The 23,583-nt window shown below is 66.3% G+C and carries 24 protein-coding genes; 13 read left to right on the top strand and 11 right to left on the bottom strand.

Going from position 1 to position 23,583, the window contains the following annotated elements; all coding sequences use genetic code 11:
* Positions 1-8 precede the first annotated feature (8 nt).
* Entirely contained in the window at positions 9-482 is a 474-nt protein-coding gene (gspG, locus tag A1351_RS16695; protein ID WP_024880717.1) for a type II secretion system major pseudopilin GspG, read from the top strand.
* Positions 483-499: 17 nt separating this feature from the next.
* Positions 500-1,441: a type II secretion system protein GspK gene (locus A1351_RS16700; RefSeq protein WP_064033526.1), complete on the top strand. Its 942-nt coding sequence runs from the start codon at positions 500-502 to the stop codon at positions 1,439-1,441.
* A 12-nt stretch (positions 1,442-1,453) separates the two neighbouring features.
* Here A1351_RS16700 and gspD read toward each other — a convergent pair whose 3' ends face one another.
* The 6 genes from gspD to A1351_RS16730 all read right to left on the bottom strand — a co-directional run bounded on the left by gspD (position 1,454) and on the right by A1351_RS16730 (position 7,618).
* On the bottom strand, positions 1,454-3,796 hold the full coding sequence (gspD, locus tag A1351_RS16705; RefSeq protein WP_064033527.1) for a type II secretion system secretin GspD: 2,343 nt from the start codon (positions 3,794-3,796) through the stop codon (positions 1,454-1,456).
* A 97-nt stretch (positions 3,797-3,893) separates the two neighbouring features.
* Positions 3,894-4,433 carry a hypothetical protein gene (locus A1351_RS16710; RefSeq protein ID WP_064033528.1) on the bottom strand — a complete coding sequence of 180 codons (540 nt, stop codon included), beginning with the start codon at positions 4,431-4,433 and terminating at the stop codon, positions 3,894-3,896.
* Positions 4,430-5,023 (bottom strand): type II secretion system protein GspM, encoded by a 594-nt coding sequence (gspM, locus tag A1351_RS16715; protein ID WP_026599128.1) that lies wholly within the window; start codon positions 5,021-5,023, stop codon positions 4,430-4,432. The genes A1351_RS16710 and gspM overlap by 4 nt, the downstream gene beginning before the upstream one ends.
* A 13-nt stretch (positions 5,024-5,036) precedes the next feature.
* Positions 5,037-6,158 carry a PilN domain-containing protein gene (locus tag A1351_RS16720; protein WP_064033546.1) on the bottom strand — a complete coding sequence of 374 codons (1,122 nt, stop codon included), beginning with the start codon at positions 6,156-6,158 and terminating at the stop codon, positions 5,037-5,039.
* 81 nt (positions 6,159-6,239) lie between these two features.
* Positions 6,240-7,088, bottom strand: a complete 849-nt coding sequence (locus tag A1351_RS16725; protein WP_245291674.1) for a heme-binding protein — start codon at positions 7,086-7,088, stop codon at positions 6,240-6,242.
* A gap of 113 nt (positions 7,089-7,201) precedes the next feature.
* The gene (locus tag A1351_RS16730; protein WP_157096354.1) at positions 7,202-7,618 is read right to left on the bottom strand and encodes a hypothetical protein; all 417 of its coding nucleotides are present in this window, start codon (positions 7,616-7,618) and stop codon (positions 7,202-7,204) included.
* 370 nt (positions 7,619-7,988) lie between these two features.
* Between A1351_RS16730 and A1351_RS16735 the strand changes: the two genes are divergently transcribed.
* The 5 genes from A1351_RS16735 to A1351_RS16755 are packed head-to-tail and all read left to right on the top strand — an operon-like array spanning position 7,989 to position 12,423.
* Positions 7,989-9,740: a GspE/PulE family protein gene (locus tag A1351_RS16735; protein WP_083967383.1), complete on the top strand. Its 1,752-nt coding sequence runs from the start codon at positions 7,989-7,991 to the stop codon at positions 9,738-9,740.
* Position 9,741: 1 nt separating this feature from the next.
* Entirely contained in the window at positions 9,742-10,962 is a 1,221-nt protein-coding gene (locus A1351_RS16740; RefSeq protein WP_064033531.1) for a type II secretion system F family protein, read from the top strand.
* Between the two features lie 8 nt (positions 10,963-10,970).
* The gene (locus tag A1351_RS16745) at positions 10,971-11,423 is read left to right on the top strand and encodes a prepilin-type N-terminal cleavage/methylation domain-containing protein (protein WP_245291675.1); all 453 of its coding nucleotides are present in this window, start codon (positions 10,971-10,973) and stop codon (positions 11,421-11,423) included.
* A complete protein-coding gene (locus A1351_RS16750) occupies positions 11,408-11,815 on the top strand; it encodes a hypothetical protein (RefSeq protein ID WP_026599134.1) in 408 nt (135 codons plus the stop codon). Before A1351_RS16745 ends, A1351_RS16750 begins: the two co-directional genes overlap by 16 nt.
* Positions 11,812-12,423, top strand: a complete 612-nt coding sequence (locus tag A1351_RS16755) for a type II secretion system protein J (protein ID WP_024880729.1) — start codon at positions 11,812-11,814, stop codon at positions 12,421-12,423. Before A1351_RS16750 ends, A1351_RS16755 begins: the two co-directional genes overlap by 4 nt.
* On the opposite strand, the gene A1351_RS16760 is transcribed toward A1351_RS16755, so the two are convergent.
* Positions 12,408-13,028 carry a prepilin peptidase gene (locus tag A1351_RS16760; RefSeq protein ID WP_024880730.1) on the bottom strand — a complete coding sequence of 207 codons (621 nt, stop codon included), beginning with the start codon at positions 13,026-13,028 and terminating at the stop codon, positions 12,408-12,410. The two genes, A1351_RS16755 and A1351_RS16760, sit on opposite strands and share 16 nt — an antisense overlap.
* Positions 13,025-13,396, bottom strand: coding sequence for a hypothetical protein (locus A1351_RS16765; RefSeq protein WP_024880731.1), 372 nt, complete (start codon positions 13,394-13,396; stop codon positions 13,025-13,027). The genes A1351_RS16760 and A1351_RS16765 overlap by 4 nt, the downstream gene beginning before the upstream one ends.
* A 294-nt stretch (positions 13,397-13,690) precedes the next feature.
* On the opposite strand from A1351_RS16765, the gene A1351_RS16770 reads away from it, so the two are divergent.
* Positions 13,691-14,497, top strand: a complete 807-nt coding sequence (locus A1351_RS16770) for an ABC transporter permease (protein ID WP_024880732.1) — start codon at positions 13,691-13,693, stop codon at positions 14,495-14,497.
* 66 nt (positions 14,498-14,563) lie between these two features.
* Positions 14,564-17,113: a spermidine synthase gene (locus tag A1351_RS16775; protein WP_024880733.1), complete on the top strand. Its 2,550-nt coding sequence runs from the start codon at positions 14,564-14,566 to the stop codon at positions 17,111-17,113.
* Positions 17,114-17,126: 13 nt separating this feature from the next.
* Here A1351_RS16775 and A1351_RS16780 read toward each other — a convergent pair whose 3' ends face one another.
* The 3 genes from A1351_RS16780 to A1351_RS16790 all read right to left on the bottom strand — a co-directional run bounded on the left by A1351_RS16780 (position 17,127) and on the right by A1351_RS16790 (position 20,287).
* Positions 17,127-17,750 carry a 2OG-Fe(II) oxygenase family protein gene (locus A1351_RS16780; protein WP_024880734.1) on the bottom strand — a complete coding sequence of 208 codons (624 nt, stop codon included), beginning with the start codon at positions 17,748-17,750 and terminating at the stop codon, positions 17,127-17,129.
* A gap of 14 nt (positions 17,751-17,764) precedes the next feature.
* The gene (locus A1351_RS16785; RefSeq protein WP_348625818.1) at positions 17,765-18,199 is read right to left on the bottom strand and encodes a hypothetical protein; all 435 of its coding nucleotides are present in this window, start codon (positions 18,197-18,199) and stop codon (positions 17,765-17,767) included.
* 99 nt (positions 18,200-18,298) lie between these two features.
* Positions 18,299-20,287, bottom strand: coding sequence for a hypothetical protein (locus A1351_RS16790; protein WP_064033533.1), 1,989 nt, complete (start codon positions 20,285-20,287; stop codon positions 18,299-18,301).
* 223 nt (positions 20,288-20,510) lie between these two features.
* Here A1351_RS16790 and A1351_RS16795 point away from each other — a divergent pair, with 223 nt between their 5' ends.
* The 4 genes from A1351_RS16795 to A1351_RS16810 are packed head-to-tail and all read left to right on the top strand — an operon-like array spanning position 20,511 to position 23,579.
* Positions 20,511-21,368 carry a peptidyl-prolyl cis-trans isomerase gene (locus tag A1351_RS16795; protein WP_245267362.1) on the top strand — a complete coding sequence of 286 codons (858 nt, stop codon included), beginning with the start codon at positions 20,511-20,513 and terminating at the stop codon, positions 21,366-21,368.
* Between the two features lie 8 nt (positions 21,369-21,376).
* On the top strand, positions 21,377-22,345 hold the full coding sequence (locus tag A1351_RS16800) for a HupE/UreJ family protein (RefSeq protein ID WP_024880738.1): 969 nt from the start codon (positions 21,377-21,379) through the stop codon (positions 22,343-22,345).
* A gap of 14 nt (positions 22,346-22,359) precedes the next feature.
* Positions 22,360-22,965, top strand: a complete 606-nt coding sequence (locus A1351_RS16805) for a HupE/UreJ family protein (RefSeq protein ID WP_064033534.1) — start codon at positions 22,360-22,362, stop codon at positions 22,963-22,965.
* The gene (locus tag A1351_RS16810) at positions 22,962-23,579 is read left to right on the top strand and encodes a HupE/UreJ family protein (RefSeq protein WP_064033535.1); all 618 of its coding nucleotides are present in this window, start codon (positions 22,962-22,964) and stop codon (positions 23,577-23,579) included. The genes A1351_RS16805 and A1351_RS16810 overlap by 4 nt, the downstream gene beginning before the upstream one ends.
* Positions 23,580-23,583: the final 4 nt, after the last annotated feature.

Below are 23,583 nucleotides of genomic sequence, written 5' to 3' on the forward strand. Positions count from 1 at the left end.
CGAGTCCGATGCGCGCCATTCTTCCGCTCAAAGCCTCGACCCTTTCGAAACGCCGCGCGCTTCGCTCCGCGCGCGCCGGCTACACGCTCGTCGAGATGCTGGTCGTGCTCGCGATCATCGGCTCGATCGTCGGCCTCGTCGGCCCGCGCGTGCTGAACTATCTCTCCGAGTCGAAGGTGAAGACCGCGCAGATTCAGATGGAGAATATTTCGAGCGCGCTCGATCTTTTCTATCTCGACGTCGGCCGCTATCCCGCGACGGAAGAAGGCCTCTCCGCGCTCGCGCGGCGGCCCGCCGGCGCCTCTGTGTGGAACGGCCCCTATCTGAAATCCGCCAATGTGCCGAAGGATCCTTGGGGACATGATTATCTCTATCGCGCTCCCGGACAGAACGGGCCTTATGACATAGGCTCGCTCGGCCCCGACGGCCGCGAGGGCGGCCCCGGATCGCTCACGCGCAGCCGCGACACGGCGGCGCGCTGACCATATTCGTCGCTCGCATGATGCATGGCCGAAAGATCGCCGAGAGAAAAGGCTTCGCGCTTCTCATCGTGATCTTCGGCCTCGGGGTCATAATTCTGCTGATGACCTCCTTCATGGCGACGGCGCGCTTGCGCCTGCGCAGCGCCGTCGATAATTCCGCATCGATCAAGACGCGGCTCATCGCCGAAGGCGCCGTCAATCTCGCGATTTTCGGATTGATCGCCGAGCAGCGGCCATCCAATGCGCAGCAGGCCGAGCCACCCGTTCACGATGGCGCGCCGCGCCTCTGCTCGCTCGCCGGCGCCGCTGTCGCAATCTCGATCGAGGACGAGAGCGGCAAGCTCGATCTCAACGCCGCATCTCCCCAGCTTCTCGAAGCGGCGCTGCGCGGATTCGGCGCGGCCGACCCCGACGCCTTGTCCCGCGCGATCATCGCTTTTCGCGAGGCGCAAACTTCCGAATTCGCGCGGCTCGCAGCGCCGCCGCCCTCCTCCGAGCGGCCATTCGCGCCAAAGCATGCGCCCTTCCAAACCGCGCTCGAGCTGGATCAGGTCGAGGGCATGGAGCCGCAGCTGCTGCGCGCGCTGCTGCCGGTCGTCACCATTCATTCGCATAGCGTCGGAGTCGATGCGCGCACGGCGCCGCCGGCCTTGTTCGCGGCGCTGGCGCGCTATTCGGCGGCGGATGTTCTCGCTTTTTCCGCCAAGCCTTTTCCCAATGGCCTCGATCGCCGCGATCCGCGCTTTCCGCAGGAATATCGCCAGAACGGCGTCTTTAGCGGCGGAACCTATTCGATTCACGCGGAGGCCTCTCTGCTCAATGGCGCGATCGGCGTCGTGGAAATGGTCGTGACGCTGCGGCCGAACGAGCGTCTCCCCTTCACCGTGCTGGAGACGCGCCGCGCGCCGGCGCGCAATCAGAACCTGCTCGGCGCCGGCGGCGCAGCGGCGCCCTGCTGACGAAATTCATTTCTACTCGTCCAGCAGAATGCGCCGCGCCGCGCCTTCGATATTGTGCGGACGCACCTTCGCGCGCGTCGATATATTCAGCAGCTTGCGCTTATATTCGTCGGTAATGTCGCGCGCCTCGCCGAGCGTGCGCACCACATGCGGCGTTATCATGATGAGCAGCTCGGTCTTGCCCGAGGAATCGGTCTTGTCCTTGAAGGCGTTGCCGATCAAAGGCACGTCGCCGAGCAGGGGCACCTGCGACGAGCCGCGTGTGCGCGAATCCTGAATGAGGCCGCCGAGCATCAGCGATTCGGCGTCATTGACGACGACCTGCGTCTTCACGCGGCGCTGCTGAATCGTCGGCGTCGTCGTCGTCGAGCTCGCGCCGGAGGCGACATTGGAAACCTCCTGCTCGAGCTCCAGCATCACGCGGCCGCTCTCGTTGATATGCGGCGTGATGGCGAGAATGACGCCGGTGTCACGATAATTCACCGAATTGAATGTGGTGATGCCGCCTTGCGCTGTCGCGCCGGAGAGCGTCGTCACCGGCACCTGATCGCCGACCTGCAGAACCGCCTGACGATTGTCGAGCACGGTGAGCGAGGGCGTCGAGACGATGTTGACATTGGTGATCTGATTGAGCGCGTTGAGCGTGACTTGCGCATTGGTCGCGCGCAATGCGTAGGCGAAGCCGGGCGACGCCGCGCCGACCGCAGTGCCGAGCAGATTATTGCCGAGCGTGTCATTGGCCGCCGGCGTGCCGGCGTCGCCGTTGGAAAAGCCGGAGAGCGACGACTTCTTCTGCAAGAACCAGCGCACGCCGAAATGCAGATCGTCGTTGAGCGAAACTTCTGCGATCGTCGCCTCGATGAACACCTGATTGGGCAGCACGTCGAGCTTCTCGATGACGCGCAGCAGACGCTTGTAGTCCTCCGGAGTCGCCATCACCACAATGGCGTTCTTGGCCTCGTCCACGGCGATCTTGAAACGGCTGTCCTCGCCGAGCGCGGAAGCCGTCGATGACGACTGATCCTGCGCGCTATTGGAATTGGCGGCGCTATTCGCCGCGCCGCCGCCGAAGGCAGAGCCGCCGCCCGAGCCGCCCGAATTCAATGGCGCGATCGAGCCGAGCTGTCCCGAGGAGGAGCCGTTCGACGAGCCGAGACCGCCAGAAGAGCCGAGACCGCCAGAGGTTCCGAGGCTCGAAGAGCCGAAGCCGCCGCCGCCCGCGCCCGACGACATGCCGCTCGAGGAGGTGGAGAGCGCCGAGGAGCCGAAACGCGGCGAGACCTCATTGCTCTTGGAGACGCCGGCGTCGCGCCCGAACATAGACGCGACGACCTGCACCATCTCCTTGGCCGGGCGATTCTGCACGCGATAGCTGAAGAACTGCTTCTGAACGCCTTCCGCCCGCGCGTCGAGACGCTCGATCCAGGCGCGCGCCCGCGCGAGATAGCCGGGCTGCGGCGTGATCGCCAATATGGCCGACAAATGCTTGTTGCCGATGAACTGGATCATGCCGTTCATCGGCCCTTCGCGCTCGGAGCCGAAAACCTTGCGCAAATTCTCGGCGAGCGCGTCTGGATCGGCGCTCGTCACCGGCACGACGGCGAAGGACATGCCGCGCATCGTGTCGACGTCGAAGAGCGCGATGGCGTCCTCCATCGCCGCGATCTCTTGCGCGCTGCCTGTCAAGGTCAGCGTGCGACGCTGATCGTCGGCGCGCACGACGGCGCCCTGGCGCGTGATCGGCTCCAGCACGCGCTTGAGCTCCGACGCCGAGACATAGCGCAAACGCACGATGCGCGCGCCGCTGCCGAGACGCTCCGACTCGAGCGGCTGCGGCGCGACGGAGAGCGTGGAGCCGGCCGCCGCCTGATCCAGCGGCACGATTTTGTAGATGCCGTCATTCTCGACAATGGCGGCGCCGGAGACGCGCAAGGCCGATTGGAACAAGTCGATCGCGACGGATTTCTTGACGGGCCGCGCCGTATGCACGGTCACTCTGCCGTCGATGCGCGGATCGACGACATAATCGACGCCGACGATATCGCCCAGCACCACTTTCGCCGCTTGCGCAATGGGCAGATTGGCGAGATTGAGGCTGACGCCTTCCTTCTCGTCGCGGGCGTCGTCCTTGCGGCGCGCCACGCTCTCGCCGACGAAACGCCCGCTGCCGACGATCGCCTCCGCGGGAAGGCGTCCGCGCGCGGCGGGGACGCCGCTTTTCGTCCCGCCCTTGGAAGCGGCGGCGACGTCGAGCGATTCTCGGCTCCATTCGGCGATGGGAGGGTCGCTCGCACTCTGACAACCAGAGACTGCGACGAGGGCGATCAGGCTCGAATGGAATAAAGGCAGACGCACATTCGCCTCTGGGACGCTACCGAATAGATAAGCTCACGCCACGTAACATGATTGTCGGTCACACGCCACACGCCTCCTCGCGCAAAGTGACGGAGAATCATTGCGATTGCTCTGGATAAAGTTGCAGGCGCGCCGATTGCACGCCATTGACGAGCTTCAATTCCAGCTCGCCGACCTCGGCGACCGTCCAGCCCTGCACGGTTTCGCCGGGGATGAGCCAGCGGCCTTCGGGATCGTCGCTGGACACGACGAAAGCGCGCACAGACGCGCCGGAGCGCACGATCGCCGAGACCGCGAGGCCGGCGGGCGCGGTGGGAATTCCGGCAAAGCCGTCACGATCGGATTTGGCGACCGCCGGGCGCGGACGCCGCGATTTCCAGAAGATCGGGCGCGACAATGTCTGCGCGTCCTCGCGCGCGAGCGGCGCCGGCCCGGAGGCGGACGAGAGCACGCTGGGCGGGCGCCAATCCGATGTCGCCGGCGGCGCCGATTCGTCCAGGCCGATCCATGCGAAAAGCGCGAAAGCGAGAGCGGCGACGTCCAACGCCGCCAACGACGCGAGCAGCATCGCGGCGAGCGGCGACAAACGCAGCTCACGCATGAGCGTGCGAATGCGCGCGGCGAGCGCGCGCGTCATGAGCGCTCCTTCGGCGAGGCGCCGCCGAAGACGTCGAATTGCGCGGCGAGCATGCCGTCATTGGCGGATTGCGCGCCCCAGATCGGCATTTGACGACGCAGCGACGCCGTCAGCACCAGCAGCAGCGGCGTCTCATTCTCGAGCGAGCGGAGCAGCGCATGCAGCGATTCGATCGAGCCGCTCACATCGAGCCGCGCGCCGACCAGCGACGCGCCATTCACCGTCTTGGCGGGCAGCATGCGAATAGAGTTCACCGTGGCGCCGGACCGATCCGCCGCGGCCTTCAGCAGCGCTTGCAGATTGGCGTCGACGACGCCTTCCGTCGCGCCGGAGAGCAATTCACCCTGCGCATTGCTCTCCGCCACCTGCTGCGCATAGAGCCGCACCGCCTTCTCCTGCGTGGCGACGGCCGCATAGCGCGCGAGCGTGGCGCGCCGATCGACGATTCCCTCGGCGCGCTCGGCGAGCAAGGCGCGCAGCGGCTCGACGACGATGAAATAGATCAGCAGCGCCGCCAGCGCATTGGCGCCGAAGAACAACGCGCGCCGCGACCATTGCGGATGCGAGAGAGATGTCGGGCTCAGCGCCATCGGCGTGACCGGCTCATGGATTGCGTCTCACTTTGGCCTGCAGCGAGAATGTCTCGCGCTTCTCGATCGGATCGGGCGTGATCGGCGCCGTCAGCTTGGCGTCCGCGAACAACGCCGAGCGATCGAACAGCGCGGGAAGGCTGGCGGCGGAATCGGCGAGGCCGACGATCTCGATGGAGCGCTCGCCCTCGCGCGCCTCGACGAGACGCATATCGGAAACGAAGGCGCCGTCCGGCAGAAGGCGCGAGACTTCCTCCCAGAGATCGGCGAAGGCCGGATATTTCGCGCGCTCCCCGCGGAGCGTGGCGAGAAGGCGGCTCTCGGAGGCGGCCTGCTCGGCGAGCTTGCGCGCATCTGCGGCGCGGCGCGACACTTCGGCGATCTCGACATCGAGCGCCGCGGCGTCGACGTCCTGCCGCCAGAGCGTGACGCCGACGCCGACGAGAAGAAAAACGATCGCGACGAGAGCGAGGATCAGCGCCGCGGCGCGCTCCCGATGCGGCGCCTCCACCGCGCGGCCGACGGCGAGCGTCGGAACGAGAGCGGCGCCATCGAGCGCCGGCTGCACAATGTCGAGATCGTCGATGGAAAGGCCGGAGCCGTCGAGAAGAGCCGGCAGCAGATCGCGGCGTAAAATCCATTGCTCGACGACGAGCTTGCCGGGCGTTTGCGGATGCGGTTGGGCGATATGGCCGTGCAGAATATCGGCGAGGGCGAAGGGTGTCTTGCGCTCCACTTCCGCCGCGAGAAGACGCGGCAGATCGGACTGCGCGGCGAGCGGCGCGTCGAAGCGCCGAACGAAAAACGCCTCGCGCGGAATTTCCACAACGATCTTCGTCGCCGCACGCGTCGCGCCGCGACGCTCCAGCGCTTCGTCGATCGAGGAGCCCGACAGCTCATCCGCCGAAACGGGCTCGGCGAGCGCCTGTCCATCCGCGGAGAGCAATTGCAGCGGCTCGCGCCCGCGCCCGGCGCGCAACAGCAGGCGCCGCTCGCCGCGATCGAGCAGCCATGCGAGCGTCCCTGGAGAGAAGAGCGCGAAGAACTCGGCGCGATACCAATTCCACGCGCGGCTGGCGGAACTCGCGAGCGAGCCTTCGAAGAGTTCTCTACGCCAGATGGACGACGACGACATCGAGGCTCCGACGCGCATGAACTCATCTATAAGGAACGGGGAGCGGCGTCGCGCTCCCCGTCGAATTTCGTCAGCCGGCGTTCATTGAACCGCGGGCAGCGTGCTCAGAACCGGCGTTCCATTGCCCACGCCGGCGCAATTGGGATGCCCCCAGCCACTGGCGCTGGCGCCGCCCGAAATGTCGAAGATGATGTTGTCGGGCCGCGTCGCGTCCGTGGCGTTCACGCCGCCGACGCCCGACAAATAATCCAGATTGAGGCTGTGGCGCGCTCGCCAGGCGACCATGTGATCGGTGCAAGACGTGTCGCCGCTCACGCCGATGCCGCCGATCTTGACGCCATTCGGCCCGTAGAGAGCGAGGCCGCCGCCGAAGACGTTGACGCCGCCGATCGCATCGCCGACCATCGGATCGTTCGGCTGGCCGAAGGTCGCAGCATCTGCCGGTCGGCCGTTCCTCTGCTCATAAGCGGCGTCTGGATCGACTGGATTGCTGAACTGCAGGCCGAACAGGCTGCCGCCCGGCTGAACCGCCGAATAGAGGTTGGCGGTCGACAGTGCGAGACCGTTCGTTCCCACGGCGCTGCCGCTCGGCGTGACGCCCTTGCTCAGGCTGAGGCCGTTGGCTGCATTGGCTTTCTGCGCCGAGATGACGCGGCTCGCGAGCCATTGGCTGCGGTAGTCGGAGCCGGTGAAGGCGACGGCGCAGACGGTTCCGTCATTGGCGACGATCGTCGCCCACATGTGCAAGCCGAGGCCGTTGTTGCCGGCCACGCCGCGCGCTCCGATCAGCGCCGAACGCAATTGGGACCAGCTCGGCAGGTTCGAGCAAGAATTCTGTCGGCCATGGGCCGAAGCCGTCGCCGACGACAGCGCAATAAAAGCTCCGGCGAGCATCAGTTTCTCGGCGATTTTCTTCTTGGCGATTTTCATGGCGTCTCCCCAAACAGTTCATTTTCAAGTGCAGAATGATATACGCCGCGGTCTTAGCACAGTCGCGCTCTAGTCGCCAATCCCAGCGACGCTCCGCTCGCCGGACGACAAAGTCAGTCGATGAAAGGCGCCGCGCGCAGGCGTTGGCGACGCGCCGCGGAAGATTCGCGCCGCGCCGGGCCGACATCGTCGCGCGGCGGCGGCGCGTCGATATCGACCACCTCTTCGTCGATGTTCTGCGAGGCCTCCTCCGCCGCGCCCTTCGCTTTCGCATGAAAGCGTCCGGCTGGCAGAATGGGCGTGAAACCTACGGCGAAATGCGGCATGGGCTCGATCGCACGGGAGATCGGCTGCGCCGTGAATGTGCGCGGCGGCGTCTCGACGGCGAGGATCGGCGTGACCTTCGGCTCGCCGCCGGTCACGATCTCGACTCCGAGCAATGTCGGCCGATAGGCCTCCTCGGCGCCGGCGTCTTTCTCGCATAGACGATACTTCGCTTCGCATTTCCACCGCGTCGAGAAACGCGCCATACGCTCGCGCAATTCGATCAGCGAATTGCCGAATGCATGCGCGCACCCCTGTCGCGAGAATCGCCCGGAAGCGATGCAGGCCTCCGCCGTAGCGAATAAATATGACGTTCCCGCCACAGCGCGCGGCGCGACGAGACAAACGGACGCGATCGCCGCGAAAAATAACAAAATATGAGACGCGCGCCGGCCCCTTCCGAGGGGGCGGCGCCTCGACTCCACCGACGCCGACGACATTGACGCTCGCTCGTTCGCTGCTCGGCGCGATTGCGCCTGGAACGCTGCGAGGCTACCATCCGATCCCGCATAGCGCCAGAGCCTCGACAGCAGAGGGCGGCGGGGATACTCCGAGCTTTTCCAACGAGTGGTCGCGATGATGGACGGCGCATATTCGCAAGGAACGTCTTCGCAAGCGACGTCGCCGCGGCCGAACGCGCAGAGCGGCGCGCTGCTGGAGGAATTCGGCGCCTATCTGCTGAGCGAGAAGGTCGTCGACGAGCTGGCGCTGCAACGCTCGCAGCGCGCCGCGCGGCAGAGCGGCGAGCGTTTCGACCATGTGCTGACCAAGCTCGGACTCGTGTCCGAGAATGATCTCTGCATTCATCTCGGCAGATTTCTGCGCATTCCCGTTATGTCGGCGGAGGAAACGCCCGGCGAGCCGGTGCTCGAGACGAAAATCCCCAAGAAATTCATTCGCGCCAATGGCATTCTCCCGCTCGCCGCGACGCATGAGCGGCTGACGCTCGCCGTCACCGATCCGCTGGAGAACGGCCCGATGGAGGCGCTCGCCTATTCCACGGGCCTCGCGCTCGAATTGCGCATCGCGACGCCGGCGCTGTTCGAGAAAGCCTGGGCCAGCCTCTATGGCGAGCGCTCCGAGGGATCGGCGCTCGTCGAGACCGATATACGTGCGGAAGACGCCAGCGATTTCGATCTGCAGCGCCTGCGCGACATCGCCAATGAGGCGCCGGTCATTCGGCGCGTCAATCAGATCGTCGGCGGCGCGATCGAGGCGCGCGCCTCGGATATTCACATCGAGCCCGGGCTCGACGCGGTGCAGGTGCGCTATCGCATCGACGGCGCGCTGCGCACGGTCGACACATTGCCGCCGGGACTCAAAGCGGCCATCACCTCGCGCATAAAAATCATGGCGCGGCTCGATATCGCCGAGCGGCGATTGCCGCAGGACGGGCGCATAAAGCTCGCCGTGCGCGGCGTCGATATCGATTTTCGCGTCTCCACCATTCCGACCGCGCATGGCGAGAGCATCGTGCTGCGCATTCTCGACCGCAGCCAAGTGGCGCTCGATTTCGAGGCTCTCGGCTTCGATCCCGGCGTCATCGCCTCGCTGCGCAAGGTGATGCGCAGCCCCAATGGAATCGCGCTCGTCACCGGCCCGACCGGCAGCGGCAAGACGACGACGCTGTACACGGCGCTCAAGGAGCTGGCCAATCCGGAAGTGAAGGTGTTCACCGTCGAGGACCCGATCGAATATCAGCTCGCCGGCGTCAATCAGGTGCAGGTGCAGCCGGCCATCGGCCTCGATTTTCCGAGCAGCCTGCGCGCCATGCTGCGCCAGGATCCGGATATCATCATGATCGGCGAGATACGCGACGCCGAGACGGCGAAGATCGCCATACAATCGTCATTGACCGGCCATCTCGTCTTCTCGACCCTGCACACCAATAGCGCGGTGGGCTCGATCACGCGCCTCATCGACATGGGCGTCGAGCCCTATCTCATCGCCTCGACAGTGAAGGCGATCATGGCGCAACGTCTGGTGCGGCGTCTCTGCCCATCCTGCAGCACCCCACTGCCGGAGCGCGCGAGCTGGCGCAGCCGCCTCGCCGGCGAAGGCTTCACGCGCGAGCCGGAGCGGCTCAGGCAGCCGGTCGGCTGTCCCGCCTGCCGCCACACGGGCTATGCCGGCCGCTCGACCATCGCGGAAATGCTCATCATGACCGAGCCCATGCGACGGCTCGTCTGCGAGGCGGCGCCCGAGGCCACGATGGCGGCGGCGGCGCGCGAAGCCGGCATGACGACGATGTATCAATGCGGCATGGGCAAGGCCTGGCGCGGCGAGACCAGCGTCGACGAAGTGCTGCGCGTGACGCAGGTCGATTGACATGTCCAATTTTCGCTATCGCGCCTATTCGTCGATCGGCGATCTGATCGAGGGCGACATAGAAGCGCGCTCCAGCGAGGACGCCGAGGACGCATTGTGGCGACGCGGGCTCACGCCGCTCTCGCTGCGCGAGACGCGCGCCGGCGCCAAGGGCTCGCTGCTGTCTCTGCAACTCGGCGCGCGCAAGCCCTCTCCCGCCGACATCGCCTCCTTCACGCGCGAGTTCGCGACGCTGGAGCAGGCCGATGTGCCGCTCGACCACAGCCTGCGCCTGCTGGCGACGCAGAGCGCGACGCCGGCCTTGCGGGCGCTGGCGGATGAGATATTGCGGCGCGTCGTCGATGGCGCATCTCTCTCCGACGCGCTGGCGACGCGCGCCGATCTCTTCGGCCCCGATTACATCAACATCGTGCGCGCCGGCGAGACCATGGGCGCCGCTGCGCAGGCGCTCGGCGATATGGCCGATATATTGGAGCGCCGCCTCGAGATGCGCGCGCGCATTCAGAGCGGGCTCGTCTATCCGGCTCTGCTGATCGTGCTGGCCATCGTCTCCACGGCTGTGGTGCTGAGCGCGCTCGTCCCCAATATCGCGCCGATCTTCGTCGACAGCGGCCAGCCCATGCCGGCGGGCCTGCAATTCGTCATCGATGTCGCGGCGCATTGGCGATGGGCCGTCGGCGCGCTCGCGCTCCTCATCGCGCTCATCGTCTCGCTGCGCCGATATGCGGCGGCGAGCCCGGAATTCGGCGTGCGCTTCGATCGCGCGCTGCTCGCTCTGCCCTATGCCGGGCCGCTGAGCGCCAAATTGCAGACGGCGCGCTTCGCCTACACGCTCGGCTCCTCGCTGAAGGCCGGCGTGCCGCTGCTGCAAGGCCTAGAAAGCGCGCGCGCCGTGCTGTCGGATCGCTATTTCTCGGCGGAGCTGGTCAAGGTGATCGAGGCCGTGCGCGGCGGCGGCGCGCTGAGCTCCGCGCTGGAGCGGGTCGAGCGCCTGCCGCCGACGACGGCGACAATGGCGCGCATCGGCGAGGAGGCGGGGCGGCTCGACGACATGCTGCTGCGCCTCGCGGCCATGTTCGAGCGGCAGACGCAGCGCAGCCTCGAGCGCGCCGTCGGCCTCATCACGCCGACCCTCACCATCTTCATCGCCGCCGTCGTCGGCGGGCTGGTGATGACCGTGATGGACGCCGTTCTCGGCATCAATGATCTCGCTCTGCGATGAGGCCGCCTGTGACGCGCAGCGCGCGGCGCCGGCGCGGCTTCTCCTTGCTGGAGACGCTCGCCATTCTGCTGATCGTCGCGCTGCTCGCCGGAATGGCGGGCCAATTCGCGCGCCGGCCGTCGCCGCGTCTACGCGTCGAAAGCGCGACGCGCGCGCTCTGCGCTGGACTGCGCGCGACGCGCATGCGCGCCATCGCCACCGCGAGCGAGCAGGCGATGACGATCGATCTGCGGCGCAAAGCCTTCTTCTCCCCCGCCGTCGCCGAGACGGCGCTGCCGGAGGACGCCGCCATAGAGCTGGCCGTTTCGGCGCGCGAACGGACGGAGCCCTCGCGAGGGGCCATCGCCTTTTTCCCCGATGGCGGCTCCTCGGGCGGCGGGCTGACGATCGGCGTCGCCGGCGCGCGCGCGGAGATCGACGTCAATTGGCTCACCGGAGCGACGCGATGCGCCTTCCATTAGCGCGGCGCGGCTTCGCGCTGATCGAGGCGCTGGCGGCCTTTCTGATCCTCGCGCTGGTGCTGGGCGGTCTGCTGCAGGGCGTGGGCTTCGGCGCCCGCAATGAGAGCCGCGGCGATTTCCTGCTGCGCGCGGCGCGTCAGGGACGCTCGCAGCTGGAGGCGCTGGGCGTCGCGGCGCCGCTCACCATGGGCGAAAGCGCCGGGCGCTATGCGGACGGACTCGTCTGGAGCCTTTCGGTCGGCCCGTGCCGCTCGTCCGCCGACCCCGGCGGTCTCGGCGAGATCGTCGCCTGCCCCGTGGCGCTCGCCATACGCCGACCGGGCGACGCCGCCCCCGGCGACGCGCTGACGCTGCGCACGGTCAAAATCGACGCAAATCGGCCGGCGCGATGAGAATTCCGCGCCGCGCCCGCGGCTTCACCCTGATCGAGGCGCTGCTCTCCATCGCGCTGATGTCGCTGATCGTCGGGACCATCGCCGGCGGCTTTCGGCTCGGCAAGCGCGTCTGGGAGACCGGCCGTGATTATGAAGGCGTGCAGGAGGTGGAGGAGGCCGCCGGCGCGCTGGAGGCGATCTTGTCCCGCGCCTTTCCCGTTCAGCTGGACAGGCGGGACGGCCGACCGACGGTCGCCTTCGAAGGCCGCGCGAACCGCATTCGCCTGGTGACGACGAGCGATGGCGGCGCGGATTGGGGCGGCCTGGCGCTGACCGAGATTTCCGCCTCCGGCGACGATCTGGACGTGCGCTCCGGGGTGCTGCGGCAGGAGGCCTGGTTCGGCGGCGGCGGCCGGTCGCGCTCCGCCACCGCGCTGCGCGGCCTCGCCACCTTCGAGCTTTCCTATTTCGGCGCGCCGGAGCCCAATGCTCCACCCGTCTGGACCCATGAGTGGGTGGGTCGCGACACGCCGCCGAAGCTCATCGCAGTGCGGCTGGCGGGAACACGCCGCGGCAAGCGCATCGACGCCTCCTTCACCGTGCGCATTCGTCAAAACCCGCTCTGAGCGGCCTCCAGCGGCCCGAGGCTCCAGCAGAGCCAAAAGCCGAGCGCGAGATGCGGACCGAAGGGGATGGGCTGCGCCATATGGCCGAGCGCGCCGTCACGCGCCGCAATCAGCGCCGAGAGGAAGGCCGAGACCACCGCTATGAGCAGGCAGCCGGGCAGAGCCGCCGGCCCCAGCCACAGGCCCGCGAGGCCCAGCAGATGCGCGTCCGCGAGGCCGAGCCCGGCGCGCCCCCGCAGCAGCCGATAGGACATATCGATCGCCCGCAGAGTCGCATAGCCGCCCGCCGCGCCCGCGAGACGCAGCGCCGCCTCTTCGCCATCGGACGGCAGCAGTGCGAGGCCGAGCAGCAGCAGGACGATCAGCGGCCCATCGGGAATGATGAGGAAGCGCGCGTCGAAGACAGAGGCGAAAGCCAGCGCGGCGAATAGAACCAGCGTCGGCGCCGCCCAATATCCGAGCTGCGCGAGATCGAGAAAGGCGAAGGCGAGAGCGGCGAGCGCGATCCAGACGACATGCGCCAGCGCGCGCCCCTCCCCGCGCGCAGTCGCCGCCCGGATGGCCGTCTCGACGAGCGCAGCGCGGCGGCGCGCCGGAACGTTCAAATATCGACGTAGATCTCGCAGCCGAAGGCCGAGACGGGAAGACGCGCTTCGTCGAGAATCTTGGTCCAGCATCGTCCAACGCCGCTGATCATTCGAAACAGATAGACGCCGGTCTCGTCCTCGAGACGCCGCTCCAGGACATGACGATGGCCGAGATAGTTGAAATAGGAGATGGCGACGTCGCCGTGACAGCGATAGAGGATCTGGCGCGACAGGACATAGACGAAGCTGCGGTCCTTCGCCTCGTTGACGCAATAGGAATAATGCGCGAGCGCCTCCGGCTCCACGCTGACGCCGGACGGCGCCGCAAAGCAGGGCGCGCCGAGCGTAAGGGCGCAGATCGATATGACGCTCGCGGCTCCGCGCATCGAAACGCCCCATTCCGCAAAGAGACCGCCAATGCGAAACGCGCTGACGTCCGGCAATTCTATTAGGTGAAAGCCGCCGGCGGATCAAGAAGCTCCGCGTTTCGCGGCGCCGGCCCGGCCAATCTTGCCGCGGCCCGAGGATTGCGATATCGAATCGATCTGCTGGAACGCCGGGCTCGATCGCGCTTCCGCGCCGCACGGGCGCCATATTCGAAACCTATTCGAGGCGATATCCTTCGCCCCTGATCCGCGCGCTCCGGCCGGGAGATCGCCAAACCCGAGTGGAGGCAGCCCATGTACGCCACGCAGAGCGCGACATCGGAGTTTCGGGACGCGTTTCGGCGCCAGCGCCTCGTGCTGTTCGCCTTGATGCTGCGCAATATTCGCACGCGCTTCTTCGGTCATGGCCTCGGCTATCTGGTCGCGATCGCTTGGCCGCTCGTGCATACGCTGGTTATCATCCTGCTCTTTGTTTTCAATTCCCGCATGGCTCCCGTTGGAGAGAGCACCCTGCTTTTCGTGGCGACCGGCGCTGTGCCTTTTCAAGTACAGGCCTATCTCTCCACCTTCATGATGATGTCAGTCCTTCAGAGCCGACCTCTCTTCGCCTTTCCAGAAGTCAAGGTGATGGACGCGCTGATCTCCAGCATTCTGCTCGAAATCCTCTCCTCCTGCACCGTCGTGCTGATCTTGCTCATCCTCGGATCGGCGTTCGGCGAGAATTTGGCGCCGCGCGACATAGAGCAGGCGGCGCTCGCCTATGCCGCCGCGATCATATTGGGCGTCGGCATTGGATTCTTCAACGGCACGCTGGCTCTCGCCATGCCGATGTGGGCGCTGATGTTCTCGCTGCTCCGCATTTTGCTCTGGTTCGCTTCGGGCACCGTTTTTCTGCCGGACAATCTGCCGGAGCCCTATCGCACGATGCAATCCTATAATCCGATCGCGCAATCGATCGAATGGATGCGCTACGCGTACTACGACGGCGTGGGCGCCGGGTTCCTGGACCGCGCCTATGTGCTCGAGTTCGGCGTCGGCATGATTTTCGTGAGCCTGCTGATCGAGCGCATGACCCGCGGCCATCTGCTGTCGCTACGCTGATCGTCATCAAACCGTATCGAAGCCGCGATAGGCGGGAAGTTTCGCGGCTTCACGGATGATGAGACGATGCGGACTTATATCGATCCGGCGCGCCGGGCGCGGATCGAGCTCACGGCGCTGATCGCGATCACCGTCGCATCAGGCTTCGCCGGTCTCGGCTATGAGATCGTCTGGACTCGCATGGCGAGCCTCGTCGTCGGCTCCGAGATGATGGCCGTGCTCGGCGTGATCGCCGGATTTTTCGCCGGCCTCGCCCTCGGCGCCTTCCTCCTCGACGGGTTCATCCGCAACACGCCTTCGCCCTTTCTCGCCTATGCGCTGCTGGAAGCGGCCATAGGACTCTGGGGCGCGGCGAGCGTCCTCGTCCTCGAGCAGGCGGCGCACCTAGCGCCAGCGCTGCTCGGCGTCGACCCCTCCCCCGCCGCGCTATGGGCCTTCGGCTTCGCCCTGCCGGCCTTGCTGCTGCTTCCCGCGACGACAGCGATGGGCGGAACGCTGACCGCGCTCGCGCGCATGACCAAGGCGCTGTCGGGCGATGCGCGCGTCTCCGCCGGCGTCTATGGCGCCAATACGGCGGGCGCGGTGCTCGGCGCGCTTGCTTCGGCCTTCGCGCTGATGCCGCAGCTCGGCCTGTCACGAACATTGCTCGTTCTCGCCTGCGTGAACGCCGCCTGCGCGATCGGCGCCGTCGCGCTGCAGAGAAGGGTGGAGCCGAGCCCCTCCCCCCGCATGCCGCGCGCGACCGCCACGCGCCTGCTCTGCGCTCTTTTCGCGACCGGCTTTCTCGGCATCGCCTTCGAGATGACGATCGTGCGACTCGCCGCGCAAGTCCTCGAGGACACCGTCTACACATTCGCCAGCCTGCTCGCCGCCTATCTTCTCGGCTCCGCCGTCGGCGGCTTGGCGTGGCAGAAATTCGGACGGCGCTTCGGCGACGCCAGCATAGGCTGGCTGCTCGCCGCCACAGCCGCCGCCTGCCTTTCGACGACGGCGCTCGCGCCGAGCGTGCTGCACGCCGCCGAAAGCGCCAGCGGATTCGGCGCCGCCGGCGAGCTCCTCGCCGCCTTCGCGCTTTTCGCCTTGCCCTCCATCGCCATGGGCGCGCTATTCGGCCATTTGGCGCAGAAGGCGCAGGATTTGCGCGGCTCTCTCGGTTTCGCGGTCGGCGTCAACAGTCTCGGCGCCGCGCTCGCGCCCTTTGTGACGGCGCAATTTCTCATACCGACATTCGGCGCATGGCGCGCGACCATACCGATCGCGCTCGGCTATCTGCTACTGCTGCGTCCCCGACTCACATCGCTCGCGCCCATGGCGGCGCCGATGCTCGCCGGCGCTCTGCTGTTCGCCCTCGCCGCGCCCAACTTCATCCGCGCGCCGCAAGGCGGACGCGTTCTGGCGACGCTCGACGGACCGACTGTCACCGCCAGCGTCGTCGTCGACGCCGCCAGCGTGCGCTATCTCGACGTCAACGGCCATTTTCGCATGGGCGGCACCAGTTCGGTGCGCTCCGACTTTCGGCAGGCCATGCTGCCGCTGCTGCTGCATCCGGAGCCGCGCAAAGCGCTCTTCCTCGGCGTCGGGACCGGAGCCACTCTCATCGGCGGCGCCATGACGCCCGGCGTCGAGGCGCAGGGCGTCGAGCTGTCGCCGGAGGTCGTGGCGCTCCTGCCATGGTTCGCCGATGAAACGCGCTCGCTAGAGCCGAAAGTGCATGTCGCCGACGCCCGCCGCTACATTCTCGCCGATCGCGCGAAATATGACGTGATCGTCGCCGATCTGTTTCATCCGGCGCTGGATGGAAGCGGCGCGCTCTACACGGTGGAGCATTTCGCGGCGACGCGCGAGCGGCTCGCGCCCGGCGGTCTCTTCTGCCAATGGCTGCCGCTCTATCAGCTCGATCTGCCGTCCCTGCGCGCGATCATTCGCAGCTTTCGCGCCGTCTATCCCGGCGCCTCCGCCTGGCTCAATCATTACAGCGTGCGCACGCCCATGCTCGCGCTCGTCGGACGCAGCGACGATGCGCCTCTCGACATAGACGCTCTTGCCGCGCGACTGAACGAGCCTGCGATGGCCGCAGTCGTGAGGCCGCTCGGCTTCGCCGCGCCGATCGATCTGCTCGGCCAATACGCCGGCGGCCCGCATGCGCTCGCGGCTTTCGCCGGCTCTGGACCGCTCAATGTCGATGATGCGCCTTTCGTGACCTTCGACGCGCGCCGCAATGTTCGCGCGCTGACGGCGCCGCCCTGGACAACTCTGCTCGCCGTCATGCGCGAGATGACGCCCGACGCCGCAGAGCTCGCGCGCGAGGACGACGCTCTCGCGCAGCGCCTCGCCGCCTATTGGCGCGCACGAAACCACTTCCTCGAGGTCGGCGCCGCTCTGCCCGGCGATCCGCGCGGCCGCGCGCTCGTCGACGCCGCCGCGCCGGGATTGCTGGAGACGCTTCGTATCAGCCCGGAATTCGATCCCGCCTATGCGCCGCTGATCTCCATGGCGCGATCGCTCGTGGCGTCGAGCGGCGAAGAGGCGGCGCGTCTACTGCAGGCGATCGACGAGGCCGCGCCGCAAAGACGCAAGGCGCGCGAAACAATGACGCGCGAGAACGGCGGCGAATGAACGCGCGCCATTCTCACGGAGCGAATTTGATCTGATAGCCCCAGCAGTCGAGACGATCGGGGATCGCGTTGAAGGCGACCGTCACGCGCACGCCGCCCTGATTCCGCGGCACCTCGTGATAGAGATAGCTCGGAAAGAGAATGAGATCGCCCGGCTCCGCCTCGGGAACCACATATTTTCCGGCATTGAACGGCCCCATCGCCGCAGAGCGCGTGTGATGCCGAAAATTGAACTCGAATCCGCCGGGCGGCCGCACGAAAGCGGTGCGGCTGCCGGGATGCGAGGGCGTGAGATAGAAGACGCCCGAGGCGAAGCTGTTGGCGTGCGAATGCAGCGCCTGACTGCCGCCGGGCTCGAGAACATTGGTCCACATTTCCTTGACCATCCATTCCAGCCGCTCTCCGAAGAGGAGCCCGCCGAAATCGACGAGCTTGGGAATGGCGAGATCCGACATGCGACGGAACAGCTCGTCGCTGCGTGGGTCGGCGATCTCCGTATGAAACAGCTGCTCCGAGCGAAGGTTTTTCTCTATGCGCGCATTGCCGATCGCTTCGACGGCGGCCTCGACGAGCGCCGCGTCCAAAAGGCCGGGACAGCGCATGAGCGGAATGGGAAAAAGCGGCTCGATCTGATCCATCTTCCATCCTCGGCCTATTTTCGCGCTTTGTCGCGCATGGGCTTCTTCTCCGCGCTCGGAACGGGCGCCGGCGCGGCGGGCGTCTCGTCCGGTCGCAGCACGCCGAGCGTTTCCCCCGGCTGCAGCTGATGCCGCAGCTCGCGCACCTCATCGAACGCCGCCGCCGCCCAATAGAGGCAGTCGTCGAACTCGCCATTGCCGGCCTCGGCCATCGACTGATGCAGATGGCGCTCCGCAAAGTAGCGCGAGGGATGCTCCTTCGGCAGAGCATTGGCGAGCGCCTGCGCCTTATCCACTGCGGCGACGCAATCCTCTCGGGTCGGCTCGGCGTCCTCCGACGCTGTCGTCTCGATGGCCGCAGCGGCGGGCGCGGCGGGCGCGCTCGGCGTCGCGGGCGGCTCCCGCCGCGCTGCGAGCAGCAAGGCCGCGCAAACGAAAATGTTCGCCATGAAAACAAGCAGAAGCCGCATCGTCGAACAACCCGCAAAACGAGAAAGCCGGCGACGATAAATCGCCGCCGGCGTTTAAGCTACGCTAAAAAAGCGCGATCAATGGCGCTCGGCGTGTTCCCGCTCGGCGTGCTCCTCACGCCAGCGATCGAAACCGTGCTGGAAAGCGAGACGCCGCGCGAGCTCGGCGTTCTGCTCGACGAGCAGCTTCGGCGAGCCGACGGGACGCAGGAAAATCGGGTTCCCATAGAACCAGAGATTCGACCAAGCCTGCACGTCATGGGTCACTTTCTTGACGCCATTGACGGATTCGAGATGCGCCGGGCAGGAGCTGTCCGTGCAGCTGACCGCCGCATTATTGGCGTCGAGCAGCGGATTGCCGGCGCTATCCGTCACATTGGGGGTCGCGACCGGAATATTGGTGCCGCGCGCGCGAATATAGCCCGGCTCCGATCCCATGGTGAATGTGGTCTCGAAGGAGAGGCGCGTCGAGCCGTCGCGCTGCTTCTTGACCTTCATGTTCCGCCAATTGATCTGCTTGGCGATCGCCGCGGTGGGATTATAGACGATCGACGCGCCGGCGACGCCAGCGGCGTTGGCCACGGCGTAATTGGGCGCGCTCGGCGACACGACGCCGGTGATCTTGCCGGTGATGAGATCGATGTGATCGATCGACGGCTTGTTCAGCGGCTGATGCTGGCCGATCTGCGCCAGCAGAGGATTGTCGAAGCTATAAGGGCTGTTGTTCGTCGCCGGAACGGTCAGCTCGACTTCGAGCACGATCTTCTCGCCGGGATGCGCGACGATCGTCTCGCCCATTGTCTTCCACTGGCCATGCGCGCTGGCGCGGAACTCGAAGTCCGGTCCGATGACATCGCCATTCACCGAATAGCTGTTGCCGGAGCGCATGCCGTCGATGATCGACTGATTGCGGAAGCCGCCCGTATGCGGGACATAGAGCTTCGTATATTCGCCCGGAATGAAGTCCGCCGTGGTGTAGCGATCACGCGCGCCGAAAGCGCCGCGGCTATGCCAGTCCGAGCTGATGAACATGAAGAAGTTGCGGCCTTCCGCGAGCAGGCCGTCCCAGAGTCCGCCGACCTTCGCCGTATAGACGCCGACCATGCCGTAAGTGCCGCCGCCGACCGCGCCGGAGCCATAGGAGCCCGAGCCGCCGGTCAAGCCGCCTTCCGCCATATGGCCGGGAGACTCGATGCCGAAAGCGACCGTCGGGGCCGCATTGTTGAAGTCGCGGAAATGCTCGATATTGTAACCTTTGCTGGCCGTCGCTGAGAACGGCCCCTGGCGCTCCGTATGCGTCGGGATGGCGTAGGACTGCAGCGGGTAGTTCGCCTGCAGCCATTTGACGCCTTCCAGCGCCTTTCCATGGCCGGCGGTTCCTGCATTGTTGACATTGTCCTTGCCGGGCCACAGCGGATTATTGCTGACGTCGACCGGGCCGATGCTGTCGGTGTCGGCGCGGTCGAAGCGAAACTCGAACTCCGCCATCTTGTCGGCGTCGCCGCCATGACGCGGATGCTGGCCGGCGATCACCGCCACATCCGTATGCTCATGGCCCGGAACGATCCATTCGAGACCTTCGACGAGCACCTTGTCATATTGCGCGGAACGATTGACGATGATCGGATATTCGACCTCGCCGATCGACTGCCAGCGCCACATGTTCGAGCCATTCGCCGAGCCTTTCAGGCCGGTGATGGTGATGCCCTGAATCGTCTGGCCGAGGGTTTGCGACCAAGTGGTGGTCGTCTCGCCCGGAATATTGGCGCTGGTGTCGGCGAAGCGGCAATCGCGATTGCCCGAGCCGCCATGATTGCCGAGCGTGAACCAATCGAGATCGAAATTGGTTCCGCCGGCGGCGGCCTGACCGGTTCCGACCGCGCGATCGATCGTGTAGCCCGCAGCGACAGACCCGTCGGTGCAGGTGTTGTGGTTGTGCATGTCGCCTGCGACATATGGATTATGCTTGCGCGACTCCTCGCCGTATCCCCCGGCGGACGCCGATTGACCCAAAGCGAGCGAGACAGACGCAGCAGTCAACAAAACGGCAGATTTCGAACGGTGCATGCCAATCCCCCGCAAAAACCTAGACGAGCCCCCCGGCGTCGAGCGACGCATCGGCGCGCGGAATATGGAAGAACGACAACGACAGTCTTGTGACTGTTTCATTACAAGGACGCGCTTTTATTCTTGCTGAAACACGCTTTTTTCATCATGGCGCAGATGACAAAAGGCATGCGCCGATGCATAAGGCTGCCCTTGTGACGCACTCGAAAAGCATATGGGCTCGATGGTGAAGTCCCTCTCCTTCGCTCTCCTTCGGAGTCGGCTCGGCGATGCGGCGTCGGCGGGCCGCGCTTCGGCGCAGCGCCTTCGAAGCGAGCCTCTCCTGCATTTTCTGGCGATCGGCGCGCTCGTCTTCGCCGCCGACGCCGCGCTGCATCCCCCGCCCAAGGACGAGCGCGTCATCACGGTGAGCAAGGCGCTGCGCCAATCCTTCATCGATAATTTCGACGAGGACAAAGCGCGCGCCCCCTCGGACGCGCAGCTGCAGACGATGATCGACAGCTGGGTGGCGAGCGAGATTCTCTATCGCGAAGGCAAGTCGCTCGGCGTCGATCGCGGCGACGACATGATCCGCGACCGCATCGCCTATAAGCTGCAACTGCTCATCTTCGATCAGATCAAGCTGCCGCAGCCGAGCGAGGAGCGATTGCGCGCCTGGTTCGAGCAAAATCACGAACGCTTCGACGAGCCGGAGCGTGTGGGATTCTATCTCACGCCCGCCGCCGATTCCGCCGAGGCCACACATTGGCTCGAGGACATCTCGGCCGGCCATGAATCGGAGGAGCTTCGCGAGCGCACGCGCGCCATTCTCGCGCGCCCCGTCACCAGCCTCGCGCCCGCCTTCGGCGAGAAATTTCGCGACGATCTGCTCGCGCTGCCGCAAGGAACTTGGGCCAAGCTCCAATCGAAAGAAGGCTGGCACATCGTCCGCCTCGACTCGCGCCGTCCCAGCGATCCCGCGCATTTCGAGGATGTACGGGACGAGGTCTTGCGGCAATGGCGCGTCGATGAGACGCGTTCGCGCGCATGGGAAGCGGTCAACCGGCTGAAGGCCTCCTACACCGTGCGGATGGAGCCGTGAGACGAGCGATGCGACTGCTCGCGGCATGGATCGTCGCGGCGACGCTGCTCGCGCCCGCCGCGCTGCTGGCGCATGAATCATCGCTCGGCGTTCTGGAATTGCGCGAGGTGCGGCAGGGCGCCTATGTCGGCCGCTGGACAATGGAGCCGACGATCGGCGCCGCGCGCGTCGATCTGCGCGCGCCGCCGCATTGCTTTCTGAGCATGCCGCAGCTCGAATGCGGCGCAAAGGGCCTCGTCGGCGCGATGACGATCGGCAATCTCGGCTCGCGCATGTCTGCAGCGCTGATCAAGATCATCCCGCTGCAAGGCGAGACGCGCAGCTACACCATCACATCCGCCAATCCGACCGTGTCGATTCTCGGCCCCGAGGCGCCGACGCTCGAGAGCTGGATAACGCTCGGCGCGACCTATCTGAATTACGGCGTCGACCATATATTGCTCGGCGCCGATCATCTTCTCTTCGTTTTCGGACTGATCTGGATCGTCGGCGTCGGCCGGCGGCTCGTTACGACGATCACCGCTTTCACCATCGGGCACAGCATATCGCTCGCGGCGGCGGCCTTCGGCGTGATCGGCGTGCCGGAGCGGCCGCTCAACGCCTGCATCGCGCTCAGCATCGTCTTTGTCGGCGTCGAGATCGTGAAGCAGCGGCGCGGCGAAGCGGGATTGACGGCCCGCTATCCTTGGGCGGTCGCGGGCGGCTTCGGCCTCGTTCACGGAATCGGCTTCGCGAGCGCGCTCGCCGGGCTCGGCATCGAAAAGCGATTGCTGCCGGCGGCGCTCGCTTTCTTCAATATCGGCGTCGAGATCGGACAGCTCGCCTTCGTGCTTCTCACTCTCGCGCTCATCTGGGCGCATCGCCGCCTCGGCGCCGTTCTCCCCGGCTCGCGCGATCTTCTTCCCGGCTATGCGATCGGCTCGGTCGCGGCCTTCTGGTTCATCGGTCGCCTTCTTCGCGTGCTTGCGATCGATTGAGGAGCGCTCTGCCCATGTCGTCTCGCCTCCGCCTCTTCGTTACCGCTGTTCTCGCCAGCGTCGCGCTCGCTTCGCCCGCTCTCGCGCATGACGGCGAAGGCGTGGCGGGCGGCCTCGCCAGCGGATTTCTGCATCCGTTGACGGGCGCAGATCATCTCGTCGCAATGATCGCCGTGGGTCTTTGGGGCGCGCAGCTCGGCGCGCCGGCGATCTTTCTGCTGCCCATCGCCTTTCCTCTCGTCATGGCTTTGGGCGGCGTGCTCGGCGTTCTGCACATTGCCTTGCCGGCGCCTGAAATGATGATCGCGCTCTCGGCGCTTCTTCTCGGCGCCGCCGTCGCGATGCGCCTCCGGCCGCCTGTCGTCGTCGCCGCGCTCATCGTCGCGCTCTTCGCAATATTCCACGGCCATGCGCATGGCGCCGAGCTGCCCGGCGCCGCCGACCCAATGGCCTATGGCGTCGGCTTCGTCACCGCCACCGGGCTTTTGCACGGATTTGGAATCCTCATCGGCGCCCTATCGCGATGGCCGCTCGGCGCGCGCGTCATCCAAGGCCTCGGCGCGACGATCGCGCTGCTCGGCGGCTATTTTCTGTTCATCGGCGCGGGCGTCGCAGGATGATCAGCCGCTCGCGACAGGCCGGCGTCGGCGCGCTTTTCCTACTGCTCCCGGGGACGAGCGCGAAGGCGCATATCATCGGCGCGCGGCTCGGCGATTTCTACGCCGGCGCGGCGCATCCTCTCACCGATCTGAAGGATGTGACGCTCTGGGTCGCATTGGGCATGCTCGCCGGATCGCTCGGCGCATCGAAAGCGCGGCCGCTGCTGCTGCTTTTCCCCTTCGGCCTCGCCGCCGGAGTGACGAGCGCAATGGCGCTGAATGCGACGTCGGAAGGCGCGCTGCTCGCCGCCGGCGCTCTGGTGCTGCTCGGCGCGTTGCTGGCGTCGGAGCTGCGCGTTCCCGCCGTTGCATTGGGCGGGCTCGCATTGGCTCTCGCCGCGATGCGCGGCGCGGCCAACGCCGCCGCTATCGGGCCGGAGACCAATCGCCTGCTATTCGTCGCCGGCCTTTCCATCGCCGGCTATGTGGTCGTCACGCTGGTGTCGGCGGCGACACTCGCATTTCGCGGCGAGACGGCCGATGCGCGCGCATGGCGCTCTATCGCCATTCGCGCGCTCGGCAGCTGGCTCGCCGCGCTCGGACTGATGATGGGCGGACTGGCCTTGGGGTCCTGACGCC

The sequence above is a fragment of the Methylosinus sp. R-45379 genome, from assembly GCF_001644125.1.
Classification (GTDB): Bacteria; Pseudomonadota; Alphaproteobacteria; order Rhizobiales; family Beijerinckiaceae; genus Methylosinus.